Origin of the sequence: Bdellovibrio sp. 22V (genome assembly GCF_030169785.1) — a bacterium.
Taxonomy (GTDB): Bacteria; Bdellovibrionota; Bdellovibrionia; order Bdellovibrionales; family Bdellovibrionaceae; genus Bdellovibrio.
On sequence record NZ_CP125854.1, the window covers coordinates 1012324 to 1028748 of the forward strand.

General features: G+C 47.2%; 18 protein-coding genes. 15 read left to right on the forward strand and 3 right to left on the reverse strand.

Annotated elements, in window-relative coordinates; genetic code table 11:
- Positions 1-4: 4 nt before the first annotated feature.
- Complete coding sequence (locus QJS83_RS04845; protein WP_284607995.1) at positions 5-346, reverse strand: hypothetical protein; 342 nt, start codon at positions 344-346, stop codon at positions 5-7.
- Between the two features lie 104 nt (positions 347-450).
- Between QJS83_RS04845 and QJS83_RS04850 the strand changes: the two genes are divergently transcribed.
- The 4 genes from QJS83_RS04850 to QJS83_RS04865 all read left to right on the forward strand — a co-directional run bounded on the left by QJS83_RS04850 (position 451) and on the right by QJS83_RS04865 (position 3068).
- Positions 451-1293 (forward strand): LysR family transcriptional regulator, encoded by an 843-nt coding sequence (locus QJS83_RS04850; RefSeq protein WP_284607996.1) that lies wholly within the window; start codon positions 451-453, stop codon positions 1291-1293.
- Positions 1294-1303: 10 nt separating this feature from the next.
- A complete protein-coding gene (locus QJS83_RS04855; protein WP_284607998.1) occupies positions 1304-1777 on the forward strand; it encodes a DUF2127 domain-containing protein in 474 nt (157 codons plus the stop codon).
- An 18-nt stretch (positions 1778-1795) separates the two neighbouring features.
- Entirely contained in the window at positions 1796-2293 is a 498-nt protein-coding gene (locus QJS83_RS04860) for a hypothetical protein (RefSeq protein ID WP_284608000.1), read from the forward strand.
- A 103-nt stretch (positions 2294-2396) separates the two neighbouring features.
- Positions 2397-3068: a beta-sandwich domain-containing protein gene (locus tag QJS83_RS04865; RefSeq protein ID WP_284608002.1), complete on the forward strand. Its 672-nt coding sequence runs from the start codon at positions 2397-2399 to the stop codon at positions 3066-3068.
- Between the two features lie 66 nt (positions 3069-3134).
- Here the strand turns inward: QJS83_RS04865 and QJS83_RS04870 are convergent, their stop codons facing one another.
- Positions 3135-3494 carry a hypothetical protein gene (locus tag QJS83_RS04870; protein WP_284608004.1) on the reverse strand — a complete coding sequence of 120 codons (360 nt, stop codon included), beginning with the start codon at positions 3492-3494 and terminating at the stop codon, positions 3135-3137.
- Between the two features lie 382 nt (positions 3495-3876).
- On the opposite strand from QJS83_RS04870, the gene QJS83_RS04875 reads away from it, so the two are divergent.
- From QJS83_RS04875 to QJS83_RS04915, 9 genes are all read left to right on the forward strand, one after another.
- On the forward strand, positions 3877-5058 hold the full coding sequence (locus tag QJS83_RS04875) for a hypothetical protein (protein WP_284608006.1): 1182 nt from the start codon (positions 3877-3879) through the stop codon (positions 5056-5058).
- Positions 5059-5188: 130 nt separating this feature from the next.
- The gene (locus QJS83_RS04880; protein ID WP_284608007.1) at positions 5189-5788 is read left to right on the forward strand and encodes a riboflavin synthase; all 600 of its coding nucleotides are present in this window, start codon (positions 5189-5191) and stop codon (positions 5786-5788) included.
- Positions 5788-6918, forward strand: coding sequence for a 3,4-dihydroxy-2-butanone-4-phosphate synthase (gene ribB, locus QJS83_RS04885; protein ID WP_284608008.1), 1131 nt, complete (start codon positions 5788-5790; stop codon positions 6916-6918). The genes QJS83_RS04880 and ribB overlap by 1 nt, the downstream gene beginning before the upstream one ends.
- Positions 6918-7454 (forward strand): 6,7-dimethyl-8-ribityllumazine synthase, encoded by a 537-nt coding sequence (ribH, locus tag QJS83_RS04890; protein ID WP_284608009.1) that lies wholly within the window; start codon positions 6918-6920, stop codon positions 7452-7454. Before ribB ends, ribH begins: the two co-directional genes overlap by 1 nt.
- Before the next feature lie 28 nt (positions 7455-7482).
- Positions 7483-9687 (forward strand): sensor histidine kinase, encoded by a 2205-nt coding sequence (locus tag QJS83_RS04895; RefSeq protein WP_284608791.1) that lies wholly within the window; start codon positions 7483-7485, stop codon positions 9685-9687.
- Positions 9688-9703: 16 nt separating this feature from the next.
- Entirely contained in the window at positions 9704-11080 is a 1377-nt protein-coding gene (locus tag QJS83_RS04900) for a sigma-54-dependent transcriptional regulator (RefSeq protein WP_284608010.1), read from the forward strand.
- A 47-nt stretch (positions 11081-11127) separates the two neighbouring features.
- A complete protein-coding gene (proS, locus tag QJS83_RS04905) occupies positions 11128-12627 on the forward strand; it encodes a proline--tRNA ligase (protein WP_284608012.1) in 1500 nt (499 codons plus the stop codon).
- A 10-nt stretch (positions 12628-12637) separates the two neighbouring features.
- Positions 12638-13414: a bestrophin-like domain gene (locus QJS83_RS04910; RefSeq protein ID WP_284608013.1), complete on the forward strand. Its 777-nt coding sequence runs from the start codon at positions 12638-12640 to the stop codon at positions 13412-13414.
- 107 nt (positions 13415-13521) lie between these two features.
- Positions 13522-14220 carry a L,D-transpeptidase gene (locus tag QJS83_RS04915; protein ID WP_284608014.1) on the forward strand — a complete coding sequence of 233 codons (699 nt, stop codon included), beginning with the start codon at positions 13522-13524 and terminating at the stop codon, positions 14218-14220.
- A 31-nt stretch (positions 14221-14251) separates the two neighbouring features.
- On the opposite strand, the gene QJS83_RS04920 is transcribed toward QJS83_RS04915, so the two are convergent.
- Positions 14252-14899: a hypothetical protein gene (locus QJS83_RS04920; protein WP_284608015.1), complete on the reverse strand. Its 648-nt coding sequence runs from the start codon at positions 14897-14899 to the stop codon at positions 14252-14254.
- A 59-nt stretch (positions 14900-14958) separates the two neighbouring features.
- Here QJS83_RS04920 and QJS83_RS04925 point away from each other — a divergent pair, with 59 nt between their 5' ends.
- Positions 14959-15471, forward strand: coding sequence for a hypothetical protein (locus QJS83_RS04925; protein WP_284608016.1), 513 nt, complete (start codon positions 14959-14961; stop codon positions 15469-15471).
- Positions 15468-16310, forward strand: a complete 843-nt coding sequence (locus QJS83_RS04930; RefSeq protein WP_284608017.1) for a cation:proton antiporter — start codon at positions 15468-15470, stop codon at positions 16308-16310. Before QJS83_RS04925 ends, QJS83_RS04930 begins: the two co-directional genes overlap by 4 nt.
- The last annotated feature ends 115 nt before the right edge of the window (positions 16311-16425 follow it).

Sequence of the window (16425 nt, forward strand, 5' to 3'; positions counted from 1 at the left end):
TTAGCTAGATCGAATCGCAGAACAATCTTTGAGTTTCTAACTTTCCGTTCTTAAATAAAGACAAAGAGCCTTGACCCTCATGACTGATATTGATGCTTACCGATGAATTTCCGGTATTTGCCTTAATGAGGACTCCTTGAGAGACACCGGCGTTTCTAGTTTTCGGATGCCCGTATACCAGGGAGTAGGAACCTGCAAAAAGTTCGTTCCCGATATTTACGAAGGCGCTATTGTCTGTGCGCAATGAAACTTGAATATATTCACTGCTTTCAGTTTGGCAGTTCCAAGTTTCAGCCTGAGCAGACAATCCCATGAGTAGAACAAGTCCTGTAATTAATGATTTCATAAATTCTCCTTTGTCGTTAGATGTTGTGATGAAGCATTTACCTCGTTTGCAGCGGCGATTAAAATTATTTGTTTTAATTAAACAATCGATATATCTAATGGCTCATGATGCTTACTACAACCCACCTCGATGCATTTTTAGCTGTTTCACGAAATTTGAATTTCACCAAAGCGGCGGCGGAATTGCATGTTACGCAATCTGCATTGTCACAAAGAATTTTGAATTTAGAAAAAGAACTCGGCACAACTCTGTTTATTCGTGATCGTGGAGGAATAAAGCTGACTGAGACCGCGAACGAACTTGTTCGTTATTGCCGAATTAAAAATCAGCTTGAAGAAGAGTTTCTTAATTCATTGAAAAATAAAACGGCGGAAAAGCTTGCAGGTGTTTTGCGGATAGGCGCTTTTTCGTCTGTGATGAGTTCGTTGGTGCTTCCGGCATTTGCGCCGTTTTTTAAGGACAATTCGTCCGTTTCATTTCATGCCTTTAATCGCGAGATGAGTCACCTTCCCGATATGTTGAAGAGAGGTGAAATCGACTATATGCTCTTGGATCATAAACTCGATTGGGAAGACCTCGAACAAGTGCATCTTTTTGATGAGTCCTATGTCTTAACAGAAAAAAAGAACTACGACGGGCCTGATATCTATCTCGATCATGATGAGCAAGACACGACGACTTTTAAATATTTGCGCTTTGCCGGAGTCAAACAGAAAAATATTAAACGCCAATACCTTGATGAGATTCACGGTATTATTGAAGCCGTTAAGTTAGGCGTAGGGCGAGCGGTCCTGCCGCTGCATTTGGTGAAGCAGGAAAAAAATCTGCAGATTCTTTCTCCGCAAACGGTTCTAAAGGTCCCAGTTTATCTTTCCTTTTATTCTCAGCCTTATTATTCAAAACTGCATCAGTCAGTTTTAAAATACTTTCAGTCCATTCATCCTTGAGGAGTCGGTCATGCCTACAGGTCTACAACTCATCGCCCTCTTGGAAGCCACGAAAGGCTTCGTGGTTTTAACAGCGGGCCTGGGTGTTTTGGAATACATTCATTTGCACATGCAAACCTTCGGTGAACATGTGTTGCAGCTTTGCGGTCTGAACCCTCAGTCCGAACACGCGCAGTCTTTGGCGCATCTTCTTTCGGGGGTTACGGAACAAAAAATTCTTCTGCTCGCTAGCGGCGTCGTGCTTTACAGTGTGCTTCGTTTTATTGAAGCTTTCGGCCTGTGGAAAGAGCGGAACTGGGCACGTTGGTTTGGAATTGTCTCCGGCGGTATTTATCTTCCGTATGAGGTCTACGAACTGATCGCACGCTTTAGCTGGATGAAAGTGGCGGTCACTGTCATTAATATTCTTATTGTTCTTTATTTAATAAGATCTCGCGGGTCTAAAGCGCCGGTAACAAAAAAGAGTTTGACCGAAATCGTTTAAGCTTCTCACAATAAAAGCATGAAAAAACTCACTCTGCTTTTCGTTGTACTTTGTGGTTTCTCCGGCAATGCATTTGCGCAGTCGCGCTTTACATACGATATCAGCGGTTCTTCGGGAACGCGCGATGGTGAATCGTATAGCGAAGTGCACTTGGGTCTCAATTACTATGCTCAGGAGTGGTTGAACTGGCGCAACTCTCTTTTCACGCAATTTGGAAGTGAAGTAAAGACCGTGTACGGTTTGGATTCTGCGGCCCTTTTTCGTTTTGACGCTTACACCGACGACAGAGCTTTAGGCGTTGAGTTTTATGCGGGGCCCGGCGTGCGCTTGGCGACGGAAAATTCCAATGCCGCTTTTGGCAAAGCGGGACTGACCTTTGCGTTGGGAGGCTTGCGTATCGGTGGTGGCGTTCAGGCTTTTCATTACCTCGAAGACCGCACGGATAAAAATGACAACGTGCTCAACAAAGATGAAGTGCAATACTTTATTACTTTGGCTGGCGGCGGTTCGTTCTAAGTACTCCCAACACAAATATTTGTAGGTAGGCAAAGACTTTGGTGTCACTTTGACCGGGCATGGATCTTGGATAAGCTCCTTAGGCTGACTAAAAGGAGTCTTTATGAAACTACCTATTCTTTCAAGTATTCTTGTCGCTGCGACACTTTTTCAAACGCCTGTCTTCGCACAAGTGCGTCCTGACCCTCGCCCTGGAGACAGACGTGTGAATCCTCGTGATGACCACGGTCGTGAGATTTGCAATCCTTACCGCAACGAATGCCGTGAGGGTCGTGAAGGACGCCGCGGCCGCGACGATCGTGATGGACGTCATGGCGGTTATCGCCCAAGACCCAATCCGCATTATCCTCCGTACACACCTCCGCCACGTCACAATCCAGAGCCGCGTCCTTACCCAGATTATCCGCGCCATAACTATGGTGAAGCGAGCGTGCAATTCTATGGCGTCACAAGACAATCTGGTGGTGAATGGTTGCGTGTTGGCTTTAGCTATCCCTCTTACATTGATTACGTGCGTGTGGAACTTTACCGTGCAGCTTTGCAAATTCACGAAGCTTATGCCATCACAGAGTCAGGCCGCCGCGTTTACTTGAACGGTTTGTCTTATTCAGGAACTTTCTATGCAGGTCGCTCCATAAGCTCGGAATATATTCGTGCCGGTGAGCGCATCGTTGCCGTGGATATTCGTGCAGAGTCTATGGGCGCGAATGCGGATGTGAGCGTGACAGTGACGTCGAATGACGGAGCGCCTTCGATCTATCCAGTCCACTATTAAATCTGAACGGAAAAATGAAAATAAAAAAAGCTCCTTGCAACCAAGGAGCTTTTCTGTTTTTGGAGTTTAGTCTCCGATAATGGTTACGTTTGTTTCGCCCTGACAGTTCACAGTCGCGTGGACCCAGCAATCCGCGCCAGCAGCGCAAAGCCAGTTGTAAAGAGAAGCGCTGAGGTAAACTTGCTTTGCCTCGTTCCAGTGAGCAACCAACATAGCTCTCACAAAGTGAGTCTTTGTGATGCAGCCTTGGTGAGGCGTTTCATTCGAGCGGCAAGGACGTACGTTCGCGTGCGATCGAACTTGCTTCATCAATGAAGATTCGTTTTGAAGTAGAATTTCGCGAGCTTGATTTTCACTGATGCAAGACTCTTGCGCCATTGCAGAAAAGGAAAAAAGGAAAGCAGCCAATAGTGCGAACATTTTCATAAGACCTCCAAGATTTTGCAGCTCTTAAATCACGCGCGAAGAGGAAACCGCAAGTTAAGATTGTGTTCGTACCGCGAACCGCTCTAAATCCTATTTCAACTGATTGTGGATAAAGAATTTACATACTGAGTTTGAACTCGATTTTTCTTCGGTGAAAGGTTGAACAAAACAGTCGAAACTTTCGACAAGCGAAAATTTTTTTGTAAATTCAAATTTTTTACCTTCCGAATGAAATCAAAGACTTAACCCGTCTCAGGATAAGACCGGTTTTTCTTTTGCAAGTGACGTCAATAACTTAGCGCTGGTTTAAGGTCCAGGCGTTCCTTTCCGTATACTGTGCAAGAACCGCTGCGAACAAAAACGCGTGGAAAGGGAAAGAGCCATGAAGCTACAAGGGACGTCTTGGTCGAAAAAACTAATGAAGGCAGGCATTATGATTGCCGGTGCTGCGATGACAATGGGTAACCAAAAATGTGAGCAGCAACCTCAAGCCGCCCCCGCGCGCTCTCTGAAAAAACTTGTCGAACTTGGTTCTATTCGCTCCAGTTCCGTCATGTTCCCTGGCGGTACGGCGTTCGATTTTCAATTTGTCGCGAATCAACAAATTTATGGAGTGCTCATGGAGAGCAAAGAATTTGCGCTAAGATATGCGCCTCCTATCGCGATCCCTCCGCAGGAAGCTACGACGGGGGATAACAGCTTCTTCAATCTGACCAAAGCGGACGGTCAGATGATGAAAGCTTTCGCGCAAGCCGCAGGAAAAGACAACTACAACGTGCAATATGCAAAGACGGCTTGGTGTATGGTGAACATCCCGCAAGCGAAAATCGCGGGCTCTGTGAACTCTTTTGAATTGATCGGCGGAGGAGGGTTGACCATCGGTTTCACACCGAATGGCGCCTATCCTACCAACGGCCTTGCTTCTGCAGGTATCAACGTGGAATGGGCGCAGTTGGATCTTTCCATGATGGCTCTCCGTCCTTTGACTTCGAAAGTGATGGCGGCCGCGAACGTGAATTCAAAGCAAACAAAAACGAAGGTCAACTTCGGTTTGAATTTCGGCGCGTTCTCGATCGGGCCGAGTGCTTATTATCAAACTCCGCTAGCGCAAGTTACCAAGAATGCTTTGGTGACAGCGGTGGGAAATCTGAACACGCAGCTTAAGTCAGAAGAATGGTACACGCGCGTTCTTGCCAACCACGACACGCACTTGATTGTTGTTGGTGGCGCTGACGTGAAGTTAGAGCCCGGCGACCAGTTGCTGGTCTATAACGAAGAGTACTATTGGGAAGGTGAGCCGTGCGATTCTCGTTACCTCGGGGGTGGCGCGCAAGCGGGTTCGGCCGTGGCGAAGATAGAAATCGACTGGGTCGGAGACGAGATCTCTCGCGGTCGCGTGATTGAACAAAACGATGAAAACGCGGTGATCGGGGCGAAGGTGAAACTCTTTAAGTTCCATGCGCCTGATTACAAACCGCAAGATCCTGGCGTGCAGCCTGTGAACCCGACAAATCCGGGCAGCAACCCAGACCAGCAAGCTCCTTCCAAACCGGGCCGGGGCTAAAAGACGCTCCTAGCTAAATCTAAGAACCGCGTTCCCAGCGCGGTTCTGGCGCTTGGTTGTAAAAGTGCCACTTTTCTTGCTATTCCAAGAGCAAAAGTGTAGGGTTCGGCCATTCAAGCTCGAGGCCCTTATGTTTTCTGGAATCGTAGAATCAGTGATGCCCATTGTGAGTTCTGAGGAACTGCAAAACGCCTATCGTATTAAAATCAAAAAACCTAGTGAATTCAATGATATAAAACTTGGCGACAGCATTGCCTGTGATGGCGTTTGTTTGACGGTTGAAGCCTTCGATAACGAGCAAATGACCTTTGCTCTAGCGGCAGAGACAATCCAGGTTTTGAATTGGAATCCCCAGAGCTGGATCGGCAAACAAGTTAATCTTGAGAGATCCTTGCGTTTTGGCGACCGTATTCACGGACATTTGGTGACAGGTCACGTGGACAGTCTTGGGACGGTCATGCGGGCCGAGCTGGAAGGTGAGTCTTTCTTTCTCGACGTGAAAGTCAAAGACAGCATTCTTCCGTACGTGTGGAAAAAAGGCAGCATCACTTTAAACGGGGTGAGCCTTACGGTGAATGATCTTCGTGCCGATACAGTGTCGGTTTGTTTGATTCCTGAAACTTTGAAGCGCACAAACTTGGGCGCTCTTAAAGTGGGAGCGTCGATCAATGTCGAGCCTGATTATATGGCTCGCGCTATTCAACGTTCTCTTGAAGTGAGGAAAGATTAATGTCCTTCAATACAATTCCTGAAATTATTGACGATATCCGCGCAGGGAAAATGGTCATCCTCGTTGATGATGAAGATCGTGAGAACGAAGGTGATTTGATCCTCGCGACAGATCACGTAACAACTCAAGCAATTAATTTTATGATCACAGAGGCGCGCGGTTTGGTGTGCTTGACTGTGACAGCTCAGCAGATCGAACGTCTGCAATTGCCGTTGATGGTTCGTGACGAAATGAACTTCGCTCCGAACAAGACAGCGTTCACAGTGAGCATCGAAGCTGCTGAAGGAATCTCGACAGGGATTTCCGCAGCCGATCGTGCGCACACTTTGAGAGTCGCTGCCAACCCGCATGCAAAACCTTCTGATATCCACATGCCGGGACATATTTTCCCGATTCGCGCGCAACAAGGCGGTGTTCTCAAGCGTGCGGGGCATACTGAGGCGAGCGTGGATTTAGCGCGTCTTGCCGGTTTGAATCCTGCCGCTGTTATTTGTGAAGTGATGAATCCTGACGGCACTATGGCTCGTGTCGGCGACCTCAAAGAGTTCGCGAAGAAGCATGGCCTCAAAATTGGTACGATCGTGGATTTGATCGCCTACCGTTTGGCGAATGAAACTTTGGTGGAAGAGTTGGGTGGTTTCGATCTTCCGGCTTCTTTCGGCGAAAATATGAAAGCGCGTGTTTTCCGCAGCACTGTTGATGGCCTTGAACATTTGGTGATTCAAAAAGGCGAAGTCCATCCAGAGTCTGAAACTTTGGTGCGTGTTCACGTCGACAACTTCACTCGCGACTTCATGGCGGTTTTGCAAAGAGGCGCCTCGACAGTTGTTGAAAGCCTGAAACTGATCAACGAAGAAAAATCCGGCGTTTTTGTTTTGCTGCGTGGGAACAACCGCACTCAAGGTCTTGTGCAAGAACTGCAAGTTCTTGTCGGCATGGGGGATGTTCGTCCAGCTACGCCATTGATGGACGAAAGAGATTACGGTATCGGCGCGCAGATCTTGCGTGAAATCGGCGCTCATAAGATTCGTCTTCTTACAAACAAACCAGAGAAAAAAGTAGGCCTCAAAGCCTTCGGAATTGAAATCGTAGAAATCGTCGCTATCGAAAATATAAAGGGGCAGAAATAATGAGTATCAAAGTTGGTGTTGTCACAGCTCGTTTTAACAACGAAATCACAGAAAAATTAGAAGAAGGCGCGATCAGCTATCTAGAGTCTTGCGATGGCGTAGAGATTTTCGCGGCTCTTGTTCCGGGTGCAGTCGAGCTTCCTTTGGCATGTCAGGCGTTCCTCGACGCTGGTTGTGACGGTGTGGTGGCCTTGGGTGCTGTGATCCGTGGTGAAACTTCTCACTATGACTACGTTTGCAACTCTGTGACCGACGGTATCACTCGTTTGATGCTTGATTATAAAAAACCGGTCGGGTTTGGCGTCCTGACGACAGAAAACGAAGAGCAAGCTCTTGATAGAGCCGGTGGTAAGCACGGTAACAAGGGTGCGGAAGCGGCCCAAGTCGTGATGGAAATGATCGGTTTGACTCAAGAGATTCCTGCGGCTTTGAAAACCGCTGCGATTATGGCCAAGGGCCAGTCGACGAAGTCCGCGAAGAGCACTTCCAAAACCGCTGCTAAAGCGTCAAAAAAGAAGAAAAAAGCTAGAAAGTAGTCTCTATAGAACCTAGCATGTAGAGGTGATGGAAAATACACCTGTAAATGACGAGTTCTTGCCTCCTGGTCCTCAGGAATTTAGAAAACGACGCCGCGAGATCCTCTTGGTCCTTGTGGTGTCGTTTTTGTTTGGTCTTCTAACTTGGTTTGAGATTCGTCTCTTCGCCACAAGCCAACAGCTTCCCTTTGTTCACAGTATTTTCTTCTTCGGTTTGGTGAACTTCAACATCATCTTGTTGCTGTTGCTGCTCTTTATGATTTTCCGAAACGTCGTGAAGGTGTTCGTCGAAAGACAGGGGAAGATCTTCGGCAGCAGTCTGAAAGCAAAGTTGATTGCCGCATTCGTGGCGTTCAGTTTTGTTCCGACCGTGTTGATGTTTATCATCTCGGTCTTTTATATCAATTCGAGTTTCGATAAGTGGTTTAGTGCAAAGATGGCGGGCGTTTTAAAAAGCTCCATTGAAGTGACGAACGCTTATTATTTTAATGCGAAGAAAAAGAACTATCACTTTGCACATCAGATCGCGGATTCCATTCGTCCTTTGCGTTCGCAAAACGATGTCAAGAATCGCATCGAAAAGCTGCGCAAAGATTTCAGCTTAGATGCCGTGGAATACTATCCTTCTCTGTTTGGAAAAAGACAGGTTGTGACGGCCGAGGACGACAATGTTCCGACAGTGCCGGCGGTTTCGCTCGAGTTCTTGCAAAAAGGTATTAAGCTGCAAGCCGAAGCCAGCATCATCCATCAATTCGGTGACGGAAACTTGGTGCGAGTGATTGTGCCTGTACAAGAAGGTGCTGAAAAAGGCGCGGTGGTGGTTTCAAGCTTCTTGCCTCTTTCATTGATTTCAAAGATGAACGACATCTCGACAGCTTACGACGAGTTCCGCGATATCAATCCGCTCGAATATCCTTTGAAGTCGATTTATCTCTACATCCTCGTTTTGATGACCTTCGTGATCCTATTGGCGGCGACATGGTTTGGCTTCTATCTGGCCAAACAGCTGTCCATCCCGTTGGTGCAATTGGGCCGGGCCACACGCCGGGTTGCGGGTGGGGATTACACGCCGTTAGAAGTGCGCTCCGGATCGGAAGAGATCAACGATCTTATTGCGAGCTTCAACTCTATGACGATCACTTTGGAGCGAACGCTTGAAGAACTCGATCAGCACGCGCGTTACACAGACACCGTGTTGAGAAACGTGAGTGCGGGCGTGATTTCGGTGGACGAACTGGGTTTCGTGACGACGATCAATCGCCATGCCGCTCAGTTGCTGAAAATCGAGCCTGAAAAATTCATTGGCAAATCCGTGCGCGATCTTCTGACGTTAGAGTACTTCCGTACTTTCGCGGAATTACAGAAAACCATGGTGGATCATAAAATCGAAAGTATCCAAAAAGAACTTCGTCTGAATGTGCAAGGGGAGGCGATTCCTCTTTTGATGACGCTTTCTATGCTGAAAGATGAGAAGGGCCAAGAGATCGGGAAGATTCTTGTGTTCGACGACATGACTCCGATTGTGAACGCGCAGAGAGCGGCCGCCTGGACGGAAGTGGCTCGTCGTATCGCGCATGAAATTAAGAACCCGTTAACTCCAATCAAACTTTCCGCAGAACGTTTGCAAAGAAAGTTCGGAACTTCCATCACGGACCCTGCGTTCAGTGAATGCACGACGATGATCGTGAAACAAGTGGACGGTTTGAAAAATCTTGTGAACGAGTTTAGTAACTTTGCGCGTTTGCCTCAGGCTCGGCCTGTGGTGGCGAACTTGAACAGCGTGGTGGAAGAATCATTGGGACTTTATCGCCAGGCTCATCCGCAGATCCGCTTTGAATTTAATAAGGATGGGGAGCTTCCCGATTTCAAATTTGACCCCGATCAGATCAAGCGGGTCCTTGTGAATTTGGTCGATAACTCTGTTTCCGCTGTTGCAAAAGAGCCACAGGCCACAGTTCAGGTTATGACTCGATACGATAAAGACATTAAAACGGTGCGTTTGACGGTGGCGGATAACGGGGAAGGTATTCCTGCGGCAGATCGAAGTCGCATTTTTGAGCCATACTACTCTACAAAAGAAGGCGGAACTGGGTTAGGTTTAGCCATTGTGAAAAGAATCATTGAAGATCACAATGGTTTTATTCGCGCGACTGCTAACGAGCCCCGCGGGGTGAAGATGGTGATCGAAATGCCTGTCAACGAAGTTGGGGCATGGAAGCCATCTGGAGAGTAAGAAAGAAGGTTCCGTCATGACGGCACTCACAACAAAAATTTTAATTATCGACGACGAAGCTCCGATTCGGGATGTGCTTTCGGCTTCTTTGCAAGACGAAGGCTATCAGATTTCTTTGGCCCACGACGGAGAGTCGGGTTTGCAAGCGCTTCGCGATTTTCAACCTGACATTGTCTTCCTCGATATTTGGATGCCGGGCAAATATGACGGTATCGAAGTTTTGACGATGGCTCGCAAAGAATTCCCGCACGTCGAGTTCGTGATGATCTCAGGTCACGGCACGATTGAGACAGCGGTGAAAGCCACGAAGCTAGGCGCTTGGGACTTCATTGAAAAACCATTGTCGATGGATAAGATCCTTATCGTGATTTCAAACATCTTAAGCTACCAACAACAAAAAGAAGAAAAAGTTCTTTTGTTGAATAAGCTTCGTAAATCAATCGCATTGATCGGTGAAGCACCATCGATTGTGACGACGAAACAAATTATCGCGCGTGTGGCGCCGACAAACTCTTGGGTTTTGATTCAAGGTGAAGCGGGCACAGGCAAAGAGCTTGTCGCACAGAACATTCACTACATGAGTGCACGTGCCAGCCGTCCGTTTGTGGAAATCAATTGCGGCGGTATTCCTGAAGATCTTCTCGAATCAGAAATTTTCGGTATCGAAAAAGGCGCGATGCCGGGTGTGGACCGTCCTAAAAAAGGAAAGTTGGATCTGGCTCAAGGCGGAACTTTGTATATCGCCGAGATCTGTGAAATGAACATGGCGGTCCAGGCAAAACTTTTGAATTACTTGGATGCCAAAAAATATTCGCGCGTGGGCGGCAACGAACAGATCGAAAATGACGTGCGCGTGATTGCGGCTTCTTCCCGTGAACTTGAAAAAGAAGTTAAAGAAGGCCGTTTCCGCGAAGATCTTTATTATCGCCTCAATGTGATTCCTTTCCGTGTGCCGGCGTTACGTGAACACATGGAAGACATCCCGGTGCTGGTTTCCTATTTCTCTGACAACGTCGCTCGTGAAAGCGGTTACCCTAAAAAGGTTTTCTCTGAAAAAGCGATCGAGAAAATGGTTTCTTACCTCTGGCCGGGGAACGTGAGAGAACTTAAAAACTTCATCGAGCGCGTGTATATTTTAACTCCGAGCGATTTCGTTGACGTGCATGACTTGCGCTTTGCAGGTTTGATCGACAAAGACGACGAAAAAGCGGTCGAGATGCAAGACCTTTCGACATTCCGAGAGGCCCGCGCTCAATTTGAAAAAGAATATCTTCTGCGAAAAATTTCCGAGAACAACGGAAACATCAGCAGAACCGCCGAAGTCATTGGTTTGGAAAGAAGTTACCTTCACAGAAAAATCAAAGCCTACGGCATCGACACGAAAGACAACTAGGGAAAAAGGTACCAGGTTCCCTTTTCCCATGAGAAAGAGATTAGAAGATGGCAGATACAGCAATTGTTCCAACACGCGCCCAGAACTACCCTGAGTGGTACCAACAAGTTATTGTCGCCGCTGACATGGCAGAGAATTCGCCTGTTCGTGGTTGTATGGTTATTAAACCCTGGGGTTACGCCGTTTGGGAAAACATGCAGGCGGTTTTAGATCGCATGTTCAAAGATACGGGCCACGTGAATGCCTACTTCCCTTTGTTGATTCCTTTAAGCTTCCTGGAAAAAGAAGCCGCTCACGTCGAAGGCTTCGCGAAGGAGTGCGCGGTTGTTACACATCACCGTCTTAAAGGCGACGGCAATGGCAAGCTAGTACCAGATGGCGAGTTGGAAGAGCCGCTCATCATTCGTCCAACGAGTGAAACAATCATCGGCCACCAGTTCGCGAAATGGGTGAAGTCTTACCGTGACCTGCCAATCTTGGTGAACCAATGGTGTAACGTGATGAGATGGGAAATGCGTACGCGCATGTTCCTAAGAACGGCGGAATTCCTTTGGCAAGAAGGCCATACAGTGCACGCGACGGCGAAAGAAGCTGAGCAGGAAACTTTGCAGATGTTGGATGTTTACGCTGACTTTGCAGAAAAGTACATGGCGATGCCTGTAATCAAAGGGATGAAAACACCGGATGAAAGATTCCCGGGCGCGGTAGACACTTATACGATTGAAGCGTTGATGCAAGACCGTAAGGCTTTGCAGGCGGGAACGTCGCACTTTCTTGGTCAGAACTTTGCGAAAGCCTCAGAAATCAAATATCTCAGTGCGGAAGGCAAAGAAGAGTTTGCTTGGACAACATCGTGGGGTGTCTCCACACGTCTTATCGGCGGCTTGATCATGACCCACAGTGATGACAACGGTTTTGTGGCTCCGCCAAGAATTGCTCCGTTGCACGTCGTGATTATCCCGATCTATCGCAACGACGAGGAAAAAGCGCAAGTTCTTGAGTACGTTCAAGGCTTGGCGAAAGATTTGAAACAACAAAATTACGCGGGCGGCTCTGTTCGTGTGAAAATCGACGACCGTGATATGCGTGGTGGTGAAAAAGCATGGCAGTACATCAAGCAAGGTGTGCCTGTGCGTGTGGAAGTCGGTCCTCGTGATATGGCGAAAGGTGAAGTGTTTGTCGGTCGTCGCGATCGTGGTCCCAAAGACAAGGCATCGCAAACGAAAACGGCTTTTGTTGAAGGAATCGCAAATCTTCTACAAGAAATTCAAGACGGTCTTTTCGAAAGAGCGAAAAAGTTCCGCGATGAACACATCAAACGCATCACGAACTTGCAGGACTTTGAAAAGTTCTTCGCCGGCGATGAAACGACGGCTCCTGGTTTTGCTATGGTGCCTTGGTGTGAAGAAGGTATGGGACATGAGTTGTTGGCAAAGCTGAAAGTCACTCCTCGTTGTGCGCCTCTTCAACAAGACGCGGTTCAGGGAAATTGTATTTTCTCTGGCAAACCAGCGACGAAATGGGTTTTGTTCGCTAAATCTTACTAGGATGTGACCGATGCAACAGGAGTTTCTCTATAGCGTTCCTCTGTGGCTTATCGCGATTGTATTGATAGGTCTTTTTGTGGGATCGGCGTGGGGTGCTCACTGGTGGGGTCGCATCTCCCGAAAAAAACCAAATGCGTCGGCAGAAGCGGTGACGGAAATTCTGCCGACAAGTATTTTAGGTCTGTTGGCTCTTCTTCTGGGTTTCACATTTTCGATGGCGATCAATCGCTACGAAGATCGCAAGTCACTCGTTATGAAAGAGGCGAATGCTCTGGGGACGACTTATTTGCGCACGCAAATGCTGGCGCCGGAACAAGGACGACCTTTGCGAGAACTTTTAAAACAGTACACCCAGCATCGCTTGGTCTTTTTTGACGTCATGAAAGATGCTCAGAAGGTGACCACCTTTAATTCACACTCCCAGGATCTTCTGAGCCAAATGTGGCAGCTGGCCGTGACTGTCACACAAAAAGACAAGTCACCGATTGCGGGGCTGTTCGTAAGCTCATTAAATGATGTCATTGATTTGGATACAGAAAGAGTCTTCGCTTCGAAAAATCACGTTCCTGAAATCGTGTACTATATCATTATTCTGATTACTCTGTTGGGTCTCACGACGTTGAGTTTTGTCATAGGTTATAAAGGGCAAAGAAATTCGGCGTCCTTATTTCTCGCAGTACTTTTTGCCTTCGTTATTATCATGATTCAAGATTTAGATCGCCCGGGCCGAGGGCTCATTCAAGTGGGCGAACAAAGTCTCATCGATCTGTCTAAAAGCATGAACTAAGCCCCTTACATCCCTTTCGAATCTCTCTATAGTGGTTAGGATTTTTTAAGTTCATTCATCACTTGAATGCATTTTATAATTTAATCACCGATGAGAAGGGGGCTCTCATGAAAAAAATAGTTCTGTCCTTTGTTCTTTTCGTATCATTTCTTTCATCCGCTTATGCAACTGAGGGCGAATACACGCCCATGGATGATATTATGGCGCCTGATGAAATCGCCGAGGAATTGGGCTTACCAAGAACCGAGGCGGACGATATCAGCGTTCTTAACGTGGAAGACGTCGCCAATACCGAAGCGGTAGACCTTTTACGTTCTTTTCCAATTGTGATTATTATCAATAAAAAAGCCCGGGGCCCTGGATCCCAAAGAATGCGGGTTTATCAAAATGGATATCTGACACATGAGTGGGCGGTTTCGACAGGACGTGAAAGATGGGAGCGTGCGCGCAGTGGGCGTACATACTTTTCCGTTACCCCTGTCGGATACTTCTATCCGCGCGAGTTAGTGCGCGATCACTGGTCGCATACATGGCAAACATCAATGGAGTACAGTGTGTTTTTTAACGGCGGAATTGCTACGCATGCAACAACACCCAGCCACTATAAAGAGCTAGGTTCCCGCGCTTCGGGGGGCTGTGTTCGATTGCAAAAAGAGCACGCGCAGTATTTATACACGCGTATCAAAGAAGAGGGACGAGGCCTTGTGCCACTTGTAAAACGCAACGGAATGATTTCACGGGACCGTTACGGACGCGCGATGCGCGCTGTGAAATGGCGAACCTTGATTGTCGTAGAAGACAGATAAGAAAAAGGGAAGGGAAACCTTCCTTTTTTTATTAGTTGTGACTGGTTTCGATCACAAGAAAGGCTTTGAATACGCCCTCTTTGTAAAGAGGAATAAGCCAGTGAATTTGGCTGTAAATAGTAAGTCGCTCGAGAGTATCCCGCTCTTTGATTTTGTGTTCTTTCATGTGCGTTTCGAAAGCACGGAGCGGTTTTAAACTCATGAATTCGAGGGCCTTGTTTGACGCTTCCTCTTGATCCCCTTCTTCACGATCGTACAGGTGATACCATTTGCGACAGTAAAGATCCTCTAACGTATAACTAGAAAGTTCGAAGAAGCGGAAGCTTCTAAAGATCTGCAAATGTGAAAGCGTATAAATCTCTGTGAGGTGATGAGGCTCAATCAGTTTCAGAAACTCCGGATCTGTCGTAAGACCAAGATGTTTCAAAGCTGTCTCCGTAAGGAAACGCACGTCTTTCAGGCTGTGATTTTCTTTTTTTACTTCAGAGCAAATGGCATGAAACCGTTTAAGGTCGCGCACGACATCTTCCTGATCTTCCTTAGTCAGCAAATTAAAATAGGGCAACAAGGTGCTGCGGTAAGGTCTGAAGACAATGCCTTCATCGCAAATAAGATCGCATATTTGTTCGCCGTGGTACCTAAAACTTTGAGAAAGAGTGGATGCTTGGACTTCGTTCACACGCACATATTACTGCTATTGTTCATTGAGTTGTATAACTATCTGAGATAAAAATAGATATGACTTCGTTACCCACTCTTTTTGGAGAATATGGCCCGCTGACTGCAGAAACGACTGCGTTCCTGCAGCAATTGGAAAAGTCCATAGCCCAAGATCTTTGGGGAAGTGTTGGCGGAATATGGAGTGAGGCTTCCATCAATGTCTTCCGTCAAACGGCAATGCAGAAACTCGCGGAGCAGCTGCAAAAAAATCCGCAGATGAAAGTTTCTGAGGCATGGACAGAAGTCGTTCGCGATTTTCATCAACACTCCGCTTGGGGAGAAACCCGGCTTCTAAAAAAAGAGAAGAAACCGGAAACAGAAGAAGACCGTATTTTCTGGGAGTTGTTCTCTTATATTTGGATCTTGTTGCAGGCGACTTTTATCGTCAAGACTGTGATTTTCTATTTCGGAATCAAATCAGCGGCGGAGGATTCCTCTGAAGGCCGCGTGTACGTGGTTCTGGCGATGCTTTTCTCCGTCGTTTCTTTGGGCTGGTTTGCTTATCGCAAGTCACGTAGGAAGACGAAGTGAAGTTTGTCGCGTGGCTCGTTCTCGGCCTTCTTTTAGGTCCCACCTTCATCGATGTACCTTACCCTTCGATATTCCAATCCCTTTCGCAAATCGCGGGTGGTATTTTTCTTTTTTTCGCGGGCTGGGAACTGCGTTTTCTAAACATGCGCAAAGATCTTCGCTTTTACGGAATTCTTTTGGCGGGGAGTTTTGTAATCCCCTGGCTGGCGGGATATTTTTTGTTAGGCCGGAATTTATTCTTAGCGCTGGCAATGGCGATCTCTGCTTTGCCGGTCTCCATTCAAATCTTAAAAGAAAAGAATTTATTCCACACGGATGTGGGTCGGCGTACGATCACGCTTGCGAGTATTTGTGATGTCATCGCCTGGTTGTTGTTTCTTTTTCTTTTGCCGAAAAACGATGTAGCCTCTTGGATTGTCAGTCACTGGATCGTCTTGGCTTTTTTCGTGGGATTGTTGGTGGGGCGGTGGAAGCCTTTGAAAGACGATTCGTTGGTTCTGAAACTTCAGCTGTGGTTGCTGGCACCGCTATTTTTCGTCGGCTTGGGATGGAAGCTCAATATTGCGCAGGATTTTTCGTTTCTTGTGTTTATCGAATTTTTTGCAGTGGCGGTTGTCGCAAAGGGGGCGGGCTCGTATCTTTTTTCTCGTTGGGCGGGAAAGTCGCATCGTGATTCCCTGAATATGGCGGCTCTTTTGAATGCCCGCGGAGCTATGGAGATATTGGCTGCTCACTATGCGTATCGTAGCGATCTTATTAGTGCTTCGCAGTTTGCAGCTTTGGTTTTAATTGGTGTGGGGACGGCGGCTTTGGCTGTGCCTCTTGTTCGCAAAGTTTAAATGCCAATCTGTGTTGAATTGTCAGGATTCTGTTAGGGCTCTTGACCAAACTCTGTCATCACCGCTAGCGTTGGGACCATCTTTTCATATTTATCAAGACGAGAGAGTATGATGC